Source organism: Thermoactinomyces vulgaris (assembly GCF_003688725.1).
GTDB lineage: Bacteria > Bacillota > Bacilli > Thermoactinomycetales > Thermoactinomycetaceae > Thermoactinomyces > Thermoactinomyces vulgaris.
Window position 1 is genome coordinate 498,889 of the sequence record NZ_REFP01000007.1, and the last position, 15,115, is coordinate 514,003.

Annotated in this window: 13 protein-coding genes; 12 read left to right on the plus strand and 1 reads right to left on the minus strand. The window is 49.2% G+C overall.

Annotated elements, in window-relative coordinates:
- Positions 1-107 precede the first annotated feature (107 nt).
- The 8 genes from ATH33_RS02865 (at position 108) to ATH33_RS02900 (ending at position 10,331) form a co-directional block, all read left to right on the plus strand.
- Positions 108-2,168 (plus strand): sigma-54 interaction domain-containing protein, encoded by a 2,061-nt coding sequence (locus ATH33_RS02865; RefSeq protein ID WP_037997454.1) that lies wholly within the window; start codon positions 108-110, stop codon positions 2,166-2,168.
- A gap of 108 nt (positions 2,169-2,276) precedes the next feature.
- Complete coding sequence (ptb, locus tag ATH33_RS02870; RefSeq protein ID WP_255347206.1) at positions 2,277-3,302, plus strand: phosphate butyryltransferase; 1,026 nt, start codon at positions 2,277-2,279, stop codon at positions 3,300-3,302.
- A 22-nt stretch (positions 3,303-3,324) separates the two neighbouring features.
- Positions 3,325-4,425 (plus strand): Leu/Phe/Val dehydrogenase, encoded by a 1,101-nt coding sequence (locus ATH33_RS02875; RefSeq protein ID WP_121874037.1) that lies wholly within the window; start codon positions 3,325-3,327, stop codon positions 4,423-4,425.
- 35 nt (positions 4,426-4,460) lie between these two features.
- On the plus strand, positions 4,461-5,573 hold the full coding sequence (gene buk, locus ATH33_RS02880; protein ID WP_037997558.1) for a butyrate kinase: 1,113 nt from the start codon (positions 4,461-4,463) through the stop codon (positions 5,571-5,573).
- Positions 5,566-6,993, plus strand: coding sequence for a dihydrolipoyl dehydrogenase (lpdA, locus tag ATH33_RS02885; protein ID WP_121874038.1), 1,428 nt, complete (start codon positions 5,566-5,568; stop codon positions 6,991-6,993). Before buk ends, lpdA begins: the two co-directional genes overlap by 8 nt.
- Positions 6,994-7,011: 18 nt before the next feature.
- Positions 7,012-8,001 (plus strand): thiamine pyrophosphate-dependent dehydrogenase E1 component subunit alpha, encoded by a 990-nt coding sequence (locus ATH33_RS02890; protein WP_037997459.1) that lies wholly within the window; start codon positions 7,012-7,014, stop codon positions 7,999-8,001.
- 20 nt (positions 8,002-8,021) lie between these two features.
- Complete coding sequence (locus ATH33_RS02895) at positions 8,022-9,008, plus strand: alpha-ketoacid dehydrogenase subunit beta (protein WP_037997460.1); 987 nt, start codon at positions 8,022-8,024, stop codon at positions 9,006-9,008.
- Between the two features lie 24 nt (positions 9,009-9,032).
- Entirely contained in the window at positions 9,033-10,331 is a 1,299-nt protein-coding gene (locus tag ATH33_RS02900; RefSeq protein WP_049719959.1) for a dihydrolipoamide acetyltransferase family protein, read from the plus strand.
- 97 nt (positions 10,332-10,428) lie between these two features.
- Here ATH33_RS02900 and ATH33_RS13505 read toward each other — a convergent pair whose 3' ends face one another.
- Positions 10,429-10,605, minus strand: a complete 177-nt coding sequence (locus ATH33_RS13505; RefSeq protein ID WP_156097763.1) for a hypothetical protein — start codon at positions 10,603-10,605, stop codon at positions 10,429-10,431.
- 316 nt (positions 10,606-10,921) lie between these two features.
- On the opposite strand from ATH33_RS13505, the gene ATH33_RS02905 reads away from it, so the two are divergent.
- The 4 genes from ATH33_RS02905 to ATH33_RS02920 are packed head-to-tail and all read left to right on the plus strand — an operon-like array spanning position 10,922 to position 14,967.
- A complete protein-coding gene (locus ATH33_RS02905; RefSeq protein ID WP_037997464.1) occupies positions 10,922-12,562 on the plus strand; it encodes an acyl-CoA mutase large subunit family protein in 1,641 nt (546 codons plus the stop codon).
- A 16-nt stretch (positions 12,563-12,578) separates the two neighbouring features.
- Entirely contained in the window at positions 12,579-12,995 is a 417-nt protein-coding gene (locus tag ATH33_RS02910) for a cobalamin B12-binding domain-containing protein (RefSeq protein WP_197052016.1), read from the plus strand.
- A complete protein-coding gene (mce, locus tag ATH33_RS02915; RefSeq protein WP_049719960.1) occupies positions 12,988-13,413 on the plus strand; it encodes a methylmalonyl-CoA epimerase in 426 nt (141 codons plus the stop codon). The genes ATH33_RS02910 and mce overlap by 8 nt, the downstream gene beginning before the upstream one ends.
- 12 nt (positions 13,414-13,425) lie before the next feature.
- Positions 13,426-14,967 (plus strand): acyl-CoA carboxylase subunit beta, encoded by a 1,542-nt coding sequence (locus tag ATH33_RS02920; RefSeq protein WP_037997563.1) that lies wholly within the window; start codon positions 13,426-13,428, stop codon positions 14,965-14,967.
- The last annotated feature ends 148 nt before the right edge of the window (positions 14,968-15,115 follow it).

Genomic DNA, 15,115 nt, shown 5'->3' on the forward strand with positions numbered 1-15,115 from the left:
TCTGTATCTTCTTTAAACATAGTAGCGCAGGTTAGCGGATATTACCACCCGCTTTTCACAGAAACAATATGATAAGATGAATGGCGAAGGAGGAAGGAGGAATTCCGATGAAAACGTTTCTTATTGTGGGAGGCGGTCAGGGCGGGATTGCCATCTTGCAAACCTTGTTGTCCATTGATTTTGTCAAAGTGATCGGAGTGGTTGATTTAAATCCTGACGCTCCTGCGATTTCAGAAGCTGAGAAACATGGGATTCCCACAGGAAGGCAATTCGAACCTTTCCTGGATCCGGCGCCTGATGTGGTATTGGAAGTGACGGGAGATCCGAAAGTTTATGACCGGCTGGGGGAAATGAAACATGAAGATACCCTGTTGATCTCAGGCGCGGTGGTTGATCTGTTGATCCGGCTGGTGGAAGAAAAAAAGAAGTGGTTCATGGCTTACAAGCGCCGGCAACAAGAGTTGGAAACAATTTTGGATTCCACCCATGACGGAATGATCGCGGTGAATAAAGAAGCCCGGATCACGTTGTTTAACCGGGCGGCAGAGAGGATGATCGGAACCTCGGCCGGGAAAGTGCTGGGGAAAAAAATTGAGGATGTGATCCCAAAATCCCGTCTGGAGTGGGTCTTGCACAACGGAAAAGCGGAACTGAATCAAAAGTTTAAACTTCCAAGCGGAATGGAGATATTGACCAACCGTGTTCCGGTGAAGGGGCAAGACGGAAAGGTGATCGGAGCCGTTTCAGTATTCCGGGACATCAGCGAGCTGAAGAACATGTCCCAACAAATCATCGATTTGGAAAGCATGAAAAGCTTGCTGCAGGCCATCATCGATTCATCGGAAGATGCCATTTCCGTCGTGGACACCAACGGAATGGGGATCCTGATCAATCCGGCCTACACCCGTTTAACGGGACTGAAACCGGAGGACATTATCGGGAAGCCGGCGGATACGGATATCTCCGAAGGGGAAAGCATGCATATGAAGGTGCTCCGGACCAAAAAACCGGTTCGCGGCGTCCAATTAAAAGTGGGTCCCCATCGGAAAGAGGTGTTGGTCAATGTTGCGCCGATCATGATGGAAGGGGAATTGAAAGGTAGTGTGGGAATTATACACGATGTTTCCGAGATCAAGCGGCTGAACCGGGATCTCGAACGGGCGCGCCGGATTATCCGAAACCTGGAGGCCAAATATACATTTGATGACATTATCGGAAGTTCCGAAACGATGAGATACAGCATTGAACAGGCAAAGCAAGCGGCGGAAACCCGGGCGACCGTCTTGTTGAGAGGGGAATCGGGAACCGGGAAGGAATTGTTTGCTCATGCCATTCACAATGCCAGTGACCGCAAATACAACCAGTTTGTCCGGGTGAATTGTGCCGCTTTGTCCGAATCCTTGTTGGAAAGCGAGTTGTTCGGCTACGAAGAAGGAGCGTTCACCGGGGCAAGGCGCGGCGGAAAAAAAGGCCTTTTTGAAGAAGCCAACGGCGGAACCATTTTTCTGGATGAGATCGGCGAGCTGAAGCCGAGCACCCAGGCAAAACTGCTCAGAGTGCTGCAGGAAAAAGAGGTTTTGCGGGTGGGAGGCACCAAATCGATTCCGATCGATGTCCGGGTGATTGCGGCAACCAATGTGTATTTGGAAAAAGCCATTCAGGAGAAACGCTTCCGGGAAGACTTGTATTACCGCCTGAACGTATTGCCGATTCACATTCCCCCGCTTCGCATGCGGAAAGAAGACCTGGTGGATTTGGCCCGGCATTTGATTAAAAAGTTTAACCAGGAATATGGCCGGAATGTGGAAGAGATTGACTTGGAAGCGATCCAAACCTTGCATCAATATTCCTGGCCGGGAAACGTACGAGAATTGGAAAACGTTTTGGGGCGGGCCATGATCAATATGGAGTTTAACGAAAGGGTCATGAGGAAAAAACATTTGCCGCCCTTGGATTTATCCCGGGCAAAAGAGGGACAAGATTTGGAAGGCCGGTTGGAAAGTGGTACAGATATTCAACCTTTGAAAGATGTTATACAACAATTTGAAAAAAATTATTTAAAAAAAGTGTATGAAAAAACCAACAAGAACAAAACGGAGACAGCCAAAGCGCTGGGGATCTCCGTTCGAAGCCTTTATTACAAGCTGGAAAAATACGATCTGATTTGATTTTGCAAAAAATTGCATGAAAAAAATTTCCTTTCTCTGCACAGTTTTGCAAACGAAAAAAATCTAAAATAACAAAAGCTGCTAATAAAATCGCGGGATTTTCATTTTTTGATCCGGTTGGCATGCCATTTGCATATCAGTATGTCGGCCGGCGAAATCGTAAAAACTATCGTTGATGAAATGAAAGGAACGACTCAAACAATCAGCCGGAATGAAGAGGTGTTAAGTATGTTAAGATCCTTTGAAGAAATACTAAAAAAAGCAGAATCTTTGCCTTCGGTCAAGGTTGCTGTCGCAGCAGCCGATGATCAGGATGTGTTGGAGGCTGTTCGTGATGCCATGCAACATGGAATTGCCGATTTCCTGTTGTTTGGGGACGAAGCCAAGATCCGGGAGATCAGCCGAGAAATCGGTCTTGATATCAAAGACGGGCAAATCATTCATGCGGATTCCCCCGCACAAGCTTCAAAAATGGCAGTATCCGCCGTTCGTGACCAACAAGCCGATGTGGTGATGAAAGGGATGGTTCAAACGGCTGACTTTTTGCGGGCCGTCTTAAATAAAGAAAAAGGCTTGAGGACCGGCGCCGTATTGAGCCATGTGGCCACGTTTGAAGTTCCGGGATATGATCACTTGATTCATGTCACCGACCCGGCATTGAATGTGGCTCCGGATCTGAAAGAAAAAACCCAAATTGCCCAAAATGTGATCCGGTACTGTCACACACTCGGAAATACCGAACCGAAAGTTGCGGTCCTGGGTGCAGTGGAAGTGGTGAATCCCAATATGGATGCGACGCTTCATGCTGCCGCGCTCGCACAAATGAACCGCCGGGGCCAAATTAAAGGTGCTTTGGTTGACGGGCCGTTTGCTTTGGACAATGCAGTGTCCGTGAGAGCAGCGGAACATAAAGGAATTGACAGTCCGGTTGCAGGACGTGCGGATGTTTTGTTGGTGCCGGACATTGAGGCAGGAAACATGCTTTACAAGTCCATGGTGTATTTTGCCAACAGTAAAATCGGTGCCGTTGTTTTGGGAGCTGCCGCCCCGGTGGTATTGACTTCCCGTGCGGACTCGCCGGAATCCAAATTGTATTCGATTGCGCTTGCCGTGTTGCAGGCAGCTGCCCAATGATCTGATTGAGGAGGAATGAAAGATGAAAATCTTCGATTACATGGAAAAATATGATTATGAACAACTCGTCATGTGCCAAGATAAAGAGTCCGGTCTCAAAGCCATCATTTGTATCCATGATACCACCCTGGGGCCGGCTCTGGGTGGTATGCGCATGTGGACTTATGCTTCGGAAGAGGAAGCCATTGAGGATGCGCTGCGCTTGGGAAGAGGGATGACTTACAAAAATGCGGCTGCCGGCTTAAATCTCGGCGGCGGAAAAACGGTGATCATCGGCGATCCGAGAAAAGACAAAAACGAAGCCATGTTCCGTGCCTTGGGACGCTTTATTCAAGGTTTGAACGGACGGTACATCACGGCGGAAGATGTGGGAACCACCGTGGAAGACATGGATATCATTCATGAGGAAACCCGTTACGTGACAGGCGTGTCGCCCGCTTTCGGTTCCAGCGGCAACCCCTCACCGGTGACCGCTTACGGCGTATACCGTGGAATGAAAGCGGCTGCAAAAGAAGCTTTCGGCGATGACTCACTCGAAGGCAAAGTGGTGGCTGTTCAAGGAGTGGGACATGTTGCTTACGAATTATGTAAGCACTTGCATAATGAAGGGGTCAAATTGATTGTGACCGACATCAACAAAGAAAATGCAGACCGTGCCGTGCAAGAATTTGGTGCCGAATTTGTTCATCCGGACAAAATCTATGATGTGGAATGCGACATTTTTGCTCCTTGTGCGCTCGGGGCGATCATTAATGACGAAACCATTGAACGCTTGAAATGCAAAGTGGTGGCCGGTTCGGCAAACAATCAGCTGAAAGAAGAGCGCCATGGAAAAATGCTTGAAGAAAAAGGAATCGTCTATGCGCCGGATTATGTCATCAATGCCGGAGGCGTGATCAATGTCGCCGACGAATTGTTGGGTTACAACCGTGAGCGTGCGATGAAAAAAGTGGAAGGCATTTACGACAATATCCTGAAAGTGTTTGAGATTGCAAAACGGGATGGCATTCCGAGTTATCTCGCAGCAGACCGCATGGCGGAAGAACGGATTGAAATGATGCGCAAAACAAGAAGCACATTTTTGCAAGATCAACGCAACCTGATCAATTTTAACAACAAATAAGGGATGGAAAATTGCAGGCAGATTAGAATGGAGTGTTGAAGGTGGAGCCGATTCGGGTTCTGGCAATTAACCCTGGATCAACTTCGACGAAAATCGGTGTGTTTGCGGACGAAAAACCGATTTTGGAAGAAACATTGCGCCATGATCCAAATGAAATAGCAAAGTTTAAAGACATGTTTGACCAATATCCGTTTCGCAAACAGGTGATTCTGGACACCTTGGATCGCGAAGGGATCAACTTGAACAAACTGGACGCCGTGGTCGCACGCGGAGGGTTGTTGAGACCGATTCCGGGCGGAACTTACAAAGTGAATGAAGAAATGATTGCTGATCTGCGTTCAGCGGAATATGGCACGCATGCTTCCAACCTGGGTGCCATCATTGCCCAAGAAATTGCGGATCAATTGAATATTCCGGCATTCATCGTGGACCCGGTGGTGGTGGATGAATTGCAACCGGTTGCACGGATTTCCGGGATTCCTGAAATTAAGCGGAGAAGCATTTTCCATGCTTTGAACCAAAAAGCAGTGGCCCGGCGCGTTGCCCAAAAATTGGGGATGACCTATGAAAAAAGCCGTTTCATAGTTGTGCATATGGGAGGCGGCATCACCGTGGGCGCGCATCTGGAAGGCCGGGTGATTGATGTCAACAACGGATTGAACGGAGAAGGACCGTTTTCGCCCGAACGTGCGGGGACGGTGCCGGTTGGCGATTTGATTTCACTCTGTTTTTCCGGCAAATACTTTGCCAGTGAAATTATGCGCATGGTTGTCGGGAAAGGCGGACTCATGGGTTATCTGGGAACGACGGATGCCCGCGAAGTAGAAAAGATGATTGAAAACGGGGATGAAAAGGCAGCTTTGATTTATGAAGCGATGGCTTATCAAGTGTCCAAAGAAATCGGAGCTTATTCCACGGTGTTAAACGGACAAGTGGATGCCATCATTTTGACGGGCGGTCTGGCCTACGGGAAATCTTTCACCAAAATGATCCAAGATCGTGTGGAGTGGATTGCCCCTGTGCATGTGGTCCCTGGAGAAAATGAATTGCAAGCATTGGTCGAAGGAACGTTGCGTGTGGTTCGCGGCGAAGAAGAGGCCAAGCATTATCCACCGATAGAAAAAGGAGTCGAGGTAGTCCATGGCTGAGAACTATGATCTCGTCGTATTGGGGGCCGGGCCCGGCGGTTATGTCGCCGCCGCCCGTGCCGCCCAACTGGGAATGAAAGTGGCTGTTGTCGAAAAGGAACGCTTGGGAGGCGTCTGCTTAAATAAAGGATGCATCCCGACCAAAACTTTGTTGAGAAGCGCTGAGCTTTACCAAAATATGAAAAACAGCGAAGAATTTGGAATCGCCGTCGGGGATGTCAATCTGGAATTTGACCGGGTGCAAAAAAGAAAACAAAAAGTGGTCGATACCTTGCATAAAGGAGTCGAGGGACTTCTCAAGAAAAATAAAGTGGATGTTTATTACGGAACCGGCCGCATTTTGGGCCCGTCCATTTTCTCGCCGATGCCCGGAACCATTTCCGTTGAGCACGCGGACAGCAGTGAAGAACCGACGATGCTGGTTCCCAAAAACGTGTTGATTGCAACGGGTTCCAGGCCCAGAACATTGCCGGGGCTTGAAGTCGACGGTCAATTTGTCATGAACTCGGATCATGCCTTGCAAATGGAAGAGCTTCCGAAATCCATGATTATCATCGGAGGCGGCGTTATCGGTGTTGAGTGGGCTTCCATGCTCAGCGACTTTGGTGTGGATGTCACCATTGTGGAGTATATGGACCGGATTTTGCCTTTGGAAGATGAGGATGTCAGTAAGGAGATGGCCCGTCTTTTGAAGAAGAGAAAAGTAAAAATCCTGACCGGTGCCAAAGTGCTGCCGGAAACTGTCACTGCTCAGGGTGGAAAAGTGACCATGCAGGTGGAAAAAGGCGGGGAAGTGACAACACTGGAGGCCGACCGCACCCTTGTATCCGTCGGGCGTGAAGCCAACATCGATGACTTTGGCTTGCAAAACACCTCGATCAAAGTGGAAAAAGGTGTGATTCAAGTCAATGAATTCATGCAGACGGAAGAAAGCCACATTTACGCCATCGGTGATGTCATCGGCGGATATCAATTGGCTCATGTGGCTTCGCATGAAGGAATTTTGGCAGTGGAACACATGGCCGGCAAAGAAGTTTATCCGATTGATCCGCTCACCATTCCGCGATGCACATACAGCCGTCCGGAAGTGGGAAGCATCGGTTTGACAGAGGCGCAGGCCAAAGAGAAAGGCTATGAAGTCAAAGTCGGCAAGTTTCCGTTCCGGGCCGTCGGAAAATCATTGGTATTCGGAGAAATGGACGGATTCATAAAAATCATTTCTGACAAGAAAACCGATGACTTGCTGGGTGTGCATATCATCGGTCCCCATGCAACCGATATGATTTCGGAAGCCGGGTTGGCGAAAGTATTGGATGCAACGGCTTGGGAAATTGCCCATACCATTCACCCGCATCCGACATTATCCGAGGTTTATGCCGAAGCAGCGATGGCTGTCGACGGAAAACCGATCCATGGTTAACGAAAGGGGCGTTTTTTGATGAGCGAATTGAACCATCGGGAATTGGGATTAAGCGATGACCAAGTGTTGGATATGTACCGTTACATGCTTTTGGCGCGCAAAGTGGATGAGCGCATGTGGCTTTTGAATCGGGCCGGTAAAATTCCCTTCGTGATCTCTTGTCAAGGTCAGGAAGCCATCCAGGTGGGGGCTACGTTTGCATTGGATCGCGAAAAAGACTGGCTCTGCCCTTATTACCGTGATTTGGGCATGATGCTGGTATTTGGGCAAACCGCCAGAGACCAAATGCTGTCTGCCTTTGCCAAAGCAGAAGATCCAAACAGCGGCGGACGCCAGATGCCCGGACACTATGGAGATCACCGTTTCCGCATTTTAACCGGTTCCAGCCCTGTGACGACCCAGGTGCTTCATGCGGTGGGAATCGCTTATGCCGGTAAACTGGAAAACAAAGATCATGTGGTACTCACCACTTGCGGGGAAGGTTCCAGCAACCAGGGGGATTGGCATGAGGCATGCAACTTTGCGGGGGTTCATAAACTGCCTGTGATCTTTATGGTGGAAAACAATAAATATGCCATTTCCGTGCCGCTCTCCAAGCAAGTGGCCGGGGGCGAAGTATGGAAACGGGCAGAGGGATACGGATTCCCCGGCATCAAAGTCGACGGAAACAATCCACTTGAAGTTTACAAAGCGGTCAAAGAAGCAGCCGAACGTGGCCGGAAGGGAGAAGGTCCGACCTTGATCGAAGCCGTTTCCTACCGTTTGGTTCCGCACTCCAGTGATGATGATGACCGTACTTACCGGGCACGGGAAGAAGTGGAAGAAGCAAAGAAAAAAGACTCATTGGTCGTCTTTAAAAATTACTTGATGGATCAAGGTGTGTTGACCGAGGAGAAAGAAAAAGAAATTCAGGATCAAATCGCCAAAGAAGTCAATGATGCCACGGATTATGCGGAAAAAGCACCTTATCCGGAACCTGAAACCATTCATGATCATGTATATGCCTAATCGAGCAGGAGGGAATGAATATGCCGGTCATTTCATATATTGATGCGGTGACACAAGCACTGAAGGAAGAAATGGAACGTGATTCACGTGTTTTCGTGCTTGGAGAAGATGTGGGGGTGCGCGGCGGTGTTTTCCGGGCAACCGACGGCCTGTATGAACAGTTTGGGCCGGACCGGGTGCTGGATACACCCCTGACGGAATCTGCGATTGTCGGAGTCGGTATTGGTGCAGCGGCTTACGGGATGCGTCCGGTGGCTGAAATCCAATTTGCTGATTTCATCATGCCGGCGTATAACCAAATTGTCAGTGAAGCGGCACGGATTCGTTATCGCTCCAACGGCACCTGGCATGTGCCCATGGTGATTCGTGCACCGTACGGCGGAGGCGTTCACGGAGCGTTGTACCATTCACAAAGCGTGGAAAAGCTGTTCACCGGTGTTCCCGGATTGAAAATTGTGATGCCATCCACTCCTTATGATGTCAAAGGATTATTAAAATCGGCGATCCGCGATGACGACCCGGTGTTGTTCTTTGAGCACAAACGTTGTTATCGGTTGATTAAAGGAGAAGTTCCGGAAGAGGATTATACCGTTCCGATCGGAAAGGCGGAAGTGAAGCGGGAAGGATCCGACGTCACCGTGATTACCTACGGTCTGATGGTTCACTACGCTTTGCAGGCTGCTGAAAAATTGGAAAAAGAAGAAGGAATCAGCACCCATGTGCTGGATTTGCGCACATTGGTACCGCTGGATAAAGAAGCGGTTCTCGATGCAGTGAAAAAGACGGGAAAAGTGATCGTGATTCATGAGGATAATAAAACAGGAGGATTTGCCGGGGAAGTTTCTGCGGTCATTGCCGAAGAAGCCTTGTTTGAATTGGATGCCCCCATCAAACGTCTTTGCGGTCCGGATGTACCTGCCATGCCGTACAGCCCGCCGCTTGAAAAAGAGTTTATGTTGAATCCGGAAAAAATCGCAAATGCCATTCGCGAATTAGCAGAATTCTAACCAGATGAGGAGGTTCTTCCCAAAATGGCGACCGATATTTTAATGCCTCAGCTCGGGGAAAGTGTAACCGAAGGCACCATTGCAAAATGGCTGAAAAAACCAGGAGATCCTGTAGCCAAATATGAACCGATTTGTGAAGTGTCCACAGACAAAGTGAATGCCGAAGTTCCGTCAACTTATGAAGGAAAAATGGCGGAAATCATTGCTGAAGAAGGCGAAACCGTTGAAGTCGGGCAACTCATTTGCCGCATCGAAGTGGCAGGAGAAGAAGGCGGAACAGAAGAACCGGCAAAAGAAGAAGCTTCCGCTCCCGCCCGGGAAGAAGCAAAAGCACCGGAACAAAAACCGGCCGCACAAAAAGATGATTCCAACAAACACCGTTATTCTCCGGCCGTCATGCGCCTGGCTCAGGAAAATAACATCGATTTGACGCAATTGACCGGAACCGGAAAAGGGGGACGGATCACCCGGAAAGATGTACTCAAAGCGATTGAAGAAGGTACCGGTCGGGCCGCTGCTCCGGCTCAACCGTCTCACACGGCGGCTGCGGAAAAAGCGGCCGAACCCAAAGCCGCGGCAGACAAACCCGCTGCCAAACCGGGATCCGGTTCCGGCATTGTACTGGAAAATGGCGACACCGAGATTCCTGTGTCCAGCGTGCGCCGTACCATTGCCAACCGCATGGTGCAAAGCAAGCATGAAGCTCCCCATGCCTGGACCATGATGGAAGTGGATGTAACGGGACTTGTGGAATTGCGCAACCGTATCAAACATGACTTCCAAAAACGCGAAGGGGTCAAGTTGACCTTTATGCCTTTCTTCATCAAGGCGGTTGTGGATGCGCTCAAAGAGTATCCGATCCTCAATTCGGTTTGGGCGGACGACAAAATCATCTTGAAGAAACGCATCAATATTTCGATGGCCACGGCCACCGATGATGCCTTGTATGTACCGGTGATCCATGATGCGGATGAAAAAAGCATTTTGGGACTGGCTAAAGCCGTGCAGAACTTGGCCGAAAAAACACGGAATGGAAAATTGGAACTGGCCGACATGCAGGGCGGAACGTTTACGGTGAACAATACCGGTTCTTTCGGTTCGATCCAATCGCAACCCATCATCAATGCGCCGCAGGCAGCCATCCTGTCCTTTGAAGCAATCGTGAAGCGACCGGTGATCTATAACAACATGATTGCCGTCCGGGACATGATGAACATTTGCTTGTCCCTCGACCATCGGATTCTCGACGGCCTGGTGGCAGGACGTTTCTTGAATCGCGTCAAAGAACGCTTGGAATCCTATGGCCCCGACACGCAAATTTGACGTTGACCAAAAAAGGCACCCATTTTCGGGTGCCTTTTTTTGATGGAACAAAAAAACAAGGTTCTCACCAGGGCCGATGAAAACCTTGTTACCGCTTTTATTGGAGTCCGATAAAGAAATCATACAAAGCAAGCAATGTCACTCCGACGACTCCCAATGTAAAGATGCCACCGATCACAAAACCGGGTTTGTTCCCGGTTTTTTTGTTGTACCATGCTCCGCGTACGGCAAGAATACTGATGATGACCAAAAGCGGTACCATAAAGTAATCCATCGTCATTCCACCTACTTTCTCAAACTCCAGTCGTTTTCAGTATAAACCTGTGAATGATTCATTAACCGTTATTATATGGAAATCAGAATAAAACATACCGGTGCAAGTGGAAGTTGCAACCAGCGTAACAATGAAGTAAACCATGGCTTGAACCCAGGCCGATTGTAAAATAATTTACCTCAGGTTACATTGTAACCAACATTGTCACCAATGTCCATGTTCTTTCCGATCGTAAAAAATCATTCAAAGATGATAAATATTTGTTATATTAAGAAGTGAAAGCGTTTTATCATATCTTGAGAGGAGACTGTCAATAATGAATAAATCATCCGAGCAAGAAAAATTGAAAATTTGGGAAGAAAAAACCAATCGGCTCCTCCAAAAAACGCCGGAAAGAAAAGAGACGTTTCATACATCTTCGGAGATTGAAGTGAAACGCCTCTATACAGAAGCGGATGTACCGGAAAACCCGGGATTGCCGGGAGAGTATCCTTATACACGCGGGATTTATCCCTCCATGTATCGCAGCCGGCTTTGGACTATGCGGCAATATGCCGGTTTCGGATCAGCCGGGGAAACCAACAAACGGTTTCGTTATCTGTTGGAACAGGGACAAACCGGACTCAGTGTCGCTTTCGACCTTCCCACCCAGATTGGCTATGATTCGGATGATGCCATGTCGCAGGGGGAAGTGGGGAAAGTCGGGGTGGCCATTGACTCCCTGAAAGACATGGAAAGGTTGTTTGCAGGCATCCCGTTGGATCAGGTCAGCACTTCCATGACCATCAATGCACCGGCCAGTGTGTTGCTGGCGATGTATATTGCCGTTGCGGAAAAACAAGGAGTGCCTTCCGAAAAACTGAGAGGAACCATTCAAAATGATATTTTGAAAGAATATATTGCCCGTGGAACTTATATCTTCCCACCGAAGCCGTCCATGCGCTTGATTACGGATGTGTTCCGGTATTGTGCGGAACATGTTCCCAAATGGAACACCATCAGCATCAGCGGATACCACATACGGGAGGCCGGTTCCACCGCGGTTCAGGAGATCGCATTCACTTTGTCCGACGGCATCGCTTATGTGGAAGCCGCACTGGAAGCGGGTTTGGAAGTGGATCGGTTTGCACCCCGTTTGTCCTTTTTTTTCAATGCGCATAACCACTTTTTTGAGGAAATCGCCAAATTCCGTGCAGCCCGGCGCATTTGGGCCAAAATCATGAAAGAGCGTTTCAACGCGTCGAACGAGCGCTCGTTACAATTGCGTTTCCATACGCAAACAGGGGGATCCACGCTGACGGCCCAACAACCGGACAACAACATCGTGCGGGTGACCTTGCAAGCTTTGGCGGCGGTTTTGGGCGGAACTCAAAGTTTACACACCAACTCCCGGGATGAAGCATTGGCCCTGCCCACGGAAGAGTCGGCAAGAATTGCCTTGCGGACGCAGCAGATCATTGCGCATGAAAGCGGTGTTGCCGATACGGTTGATCCGCTCGGAGGATCGTATTATATCGAAGCGTTAACTGACCAAATCGAAAAAGAAGCCTGGCGCTATATTGAAAAAATTGACGAAATGGGCGGGGCGGTCCGCGCCGTGGAGGAAGGGTACATGCAGCAAGAAATCCATCGGGCTGCGCTGGCCATCCAAAGAGAAATCGAATCCGGCAAACAAGTGGTGGTTGGTGTGAACCGTTACCGTTTGGAACAAGAGACCGAACCGCAATTGTTGCGGGTGGATCCGGCCATTGCCAAACAACAAGTGGAACAATTAAGGGAATTGAAAGCCAACCGGAACGCAACGGAAGTGGAGGAAAAGTTAAAGCGCTTGAAAAAAGCGGCGCAAGGGACGGAAAACCTGATGCCTCATATTCTGAATGCCGTCAAAGCTTATTGTACGATCGGCGAGATTTGTCAAGTGTTACGGGAAGTTTTTGGTGAATATCGAGCGGGATAAAAAGGGGGAAATCGAAATGAAACGGACGATCCGTGTGTTGATCGCAAAACCCGGGTTAGACGGCCATGACCGGGGGGCGCTTATTATTGCACAAGCGTTGAGAGACGAAGGGATGGAAGTGATTTATACCGGTTTGCGCCAAACGCCGGAGCAGATTGTTGCCCAAGCGATTCAAGAAGATGTGGATGTGGTCGGCTTGTCTTGTTTGTCGGGGGCTCATAATGAATTGTTTCCCGAAGTGGTGCGCCTGTTAAAAGAACAAGGCGCTGAAGATATTCCGGTGATTGCAGGCGGGGTGATCCCGCAAAAAGATGTGGAGTTTTTGAAACAGCAAGGCATTGCCGAAGTGTTTACGCCGGGAACCCCGACGAAACAGACGGCTGATTATATACGGAATTTGGTTGCCGGAAAGGAGCGTCAGCAGCATGAATGAGGGAAAACCCAAAAAAATCAGCCACATCGGAATTGCCGTTCGCAGTCTTAAGGAAGCCGTTCCTTTGTACCGGGATGTTTTCGGGTTGGAATACGAAGGGGAAGAAGTGGTGGACAGCGAGCAGGTTCGCGTGGCTTTTTTTAAGATCGGAGAAAGTAGGATTGAATTATTGGAACCATTGTCTGAGAACAGTGCGATTTGCAAATATTTGCAAAAGAAAGGGGAAGGGATTCATCACATCGCCCTGGAGGTCAGTGATTTAAAGCAGCGGCTGTCGGAATTAAAAGAGAAAGGGATCCGGTTGATTTATGAACAGCCGAAACCCGGAGCCCATCAAATGAATATCTCTTTTTTGCATCCGAAAGTAACTGGCGGTGTATTATACGAGCTTTGTGAACCTCGTGAAAGAGAGGAGTAAATCACCATGAATATGTACCAAAAGATTGACCAGCTTTATGAAAAGCGCCGCAAAGCTGAAATGGGCGGCGGGGAAAAAAGGATCCGGGCCCAACATGACAAGGGGAAATTAACGGCCCGCGAACGGATTGATTTGCTGCTGGATGATGACAGTTTTGTCGAGTTGAACACGTTTGTGGAACATCGGGCGGTGCATTTCGGCATGGATCAAAAAGAAGCTCCGGGGGAGGGGGTGGTGACCGGTTACGGAAAAATCCACGGCCGGGACGTTTATGTCTTTGCCCAGGATTTCACCGTGTTTGGCGGGGCATTGGGCGAAATGCATGCACTTAAAATTGCCCGCTTGATGGATTTGGCCGCCAAAAACGGGGCTCCGGTCATCGGCTTGAATGACTCGGGAGGGGCACGGATTCAAGAAGGCGTGGTTTCGCTGGATGGATACGGCCATATTTTTTATCGCAATTCCATTTACTCCGGAGTGATTCCCCAGATTTCGGTCATTATGGGTCCTTGCGCCGGAGGGGCCGTGTACTCGCCGGCCATCACTGATTTTGTCTTTATGGTGGAAAAAACCAGCCAAATGTTTATCACCGGACCAAAAGTGATTGAAGCCGTCACCAGAGAAAAAATCAGTTCGGAAGCACTGGGCGGGGCAAAAGTGCATGCCGGTGTGAGCGGAAATGCCCATTTTACCGCGCCGAGCGAGCCGGAGGTTTTGGAGCAGGTCCGGCGCCTCATGCAGTTTCTCCCGCAAAGCTACCGGGAAAAACCGCCCGTGGTTCCGTACCGGGATGAGGATGACTGGATTGAAGAACTGGCGGAAATCGTCCCGGTGGAAGAGACCAAAGTGTATGATGTCCGGAAAGTGATTGAATACATCGTCGATGACGGGGATTTTATGGAAGTCCATGAATCGTTCGCGCGCAACCTGGTGGTCGGTTTCGGCCGGATTGCCGGCCGGACGGTGGGAATTGCCGCAAATCAGCCCAAAGTGATGGCAGGCAGTCTGGATATCGATTCATCGGATAAGTTAAGCCGGTTTATCCGTTTTTGCGACAGCTTCAACATCCCCATCATCACCTTTGAGGATGTGACCGGCTTTTTCCCGGGGGTCAACCAGGAGCATCGCGGGATTATCCGGCATGGAGCCAAAATTTTATACGCTTATTCCGAAGCGACCGTCCCCAAAATCACGGTCATTTTGCGCAAAGCTTTCGGAGGGGCTTATGTTGCCTTAAACAGCAAGGCGATCGGCGCGGATCTGGTATTTGCTTGGCCGAGTGCGGAAATTGCCGTCATGGGTGCGGAAGGAGCGGCCAACATTATTTTTTCCCGCACGATCCAAGAGAGCGAAAATCCGGAACAAACCCGGCAGGAAAAAATCCGGGAATACAAAGAAAAGTTTTCCAATCCTTATATCGCGGCCAGCCACGGCATGGTGGATGATGTCATCGATCCGCGGGAAACCAGACAGAAATTAAAACAAGCTTTAAAGATGCTGGAAAACAAAAAAGAAAGCCGCCCGGCCAAAAAGCACGGGAATATTCCGCTGTAAGGGAAAAGGATGCGAAAAGTGGGAATCCAAAAGGGTTTCCACTTTTTCCTTGGGGCAATATTTTTGATCCGGATGAAAAAAATGGATAAAGGGGATGATAGGGGAATAAGGAGGAGGTGAAAAAAATAAGAAAGTGGTATGATAAAAT